Annotated in this window: 2 protein-coding genes; both read right to left on the reverse strand. The window is 66.9% G+C overall.

Annotated features, from left to right (window positions below):
- On the reverse strand, positions 1 to 569 hold a 569-nt coding region (locus FS320_RS44215), incomplete at its 3' end, for a VOC family protein (RefSeq protein ID WP_152718761.1).
- A gap of 5 nt (positions 570 to 574) precedes the next feature.
- The coding region (locus FS320_RS44220; RefSeq protein WP_152718762.1) for a DUF1428 domain-containing protein at positions 575 to 931 on the reverse strand (357 nt) is incomplete at its 5' end.

Here is a 931-nt window from a genome sequence, read left to right on the forward strand (position 1 = left end):
TGGTAGAGGAAGCGGTAGGAGCCGAAGTCGCCCATATCCATGTCGCCCTCCTGCCGCCAGCCAAAGTGCCGGGTGTAGAAGGCGACCGACCGATCCTGGTCGCTGGCCTGCAACTCGTTCCAGCGGACGTGCTGCGGACGATCGACGGAGAAGACGTCGCTCTCCACGTCAGGCCGACCGGCGGGCGCGGTTGGTGTCATCAGGTAGAAGGGCGCGCCGTCGGGATCGGTCACCATGGCAATGCGCCCGACGCCGCGAATGTCGTGGCCCGGCATCAGCGTCCGCCCACCGTCCTCCTCGACCCGGGCGACCGCCGCATCGACATCGGGGACGCCGAGGTAGCCGAGCCAGCACGGCCGCGCGCCATGCCCCTGCATCTCCTCGGTCAGCCGCAACACCCCGCCGCTGTTGCCGCCATCGCTTCGGGAAATCATCCGGTAGTCCATCTCGCCGGACGGCTGCGCCTCAATGGTCCAGCCCGCGACAACCGCGTCATAGAAGCGCTTGGACCCGGCCGGGTCAGGGGTCATCAGCTCATACCAGATGAAGCTGCCCGCAGGATTGGCCATCGTGTCTACTCCGCCGCCGTGTCAAGGATCGGGCGGAAGCCGCCCCAGAACATGCGCTTGCCGTCGAAGGGCATCGGAGTGCTCTGCTCAGGATCCTCTGCCATCATCCTGGCCCAGCCCGCATCCCGGGTCGCCTTGTCGGGCCACTGAATGTAGGAATAGACGACCTCTTCCCCGTCCTCGGCCCGCACGGCGCGCCGGTAGTCGGTCACTTCGCCGTTCGGCACGTCGTCGCCCCAGGCCTCGAGCACCCGGACCGCACCATACTCCTTAAACTTGCCGGCCATACGCTGGGCCAAAGCCAGGTAGTCCGCCTTCTTCTCCGACGGGACCGGCACGATGAAGCCATCGGTGTAGCCGGC

It is taken from the genome of Microvirga tunisiensis, assembly GCF_009296175.1.
Lineage (GTDB): Bacteria > Pseudomonadota > Alphaproteobacteria > Rhizobiales > Beijerinckiaceae > Microvirga > Microvirga tunisiensis.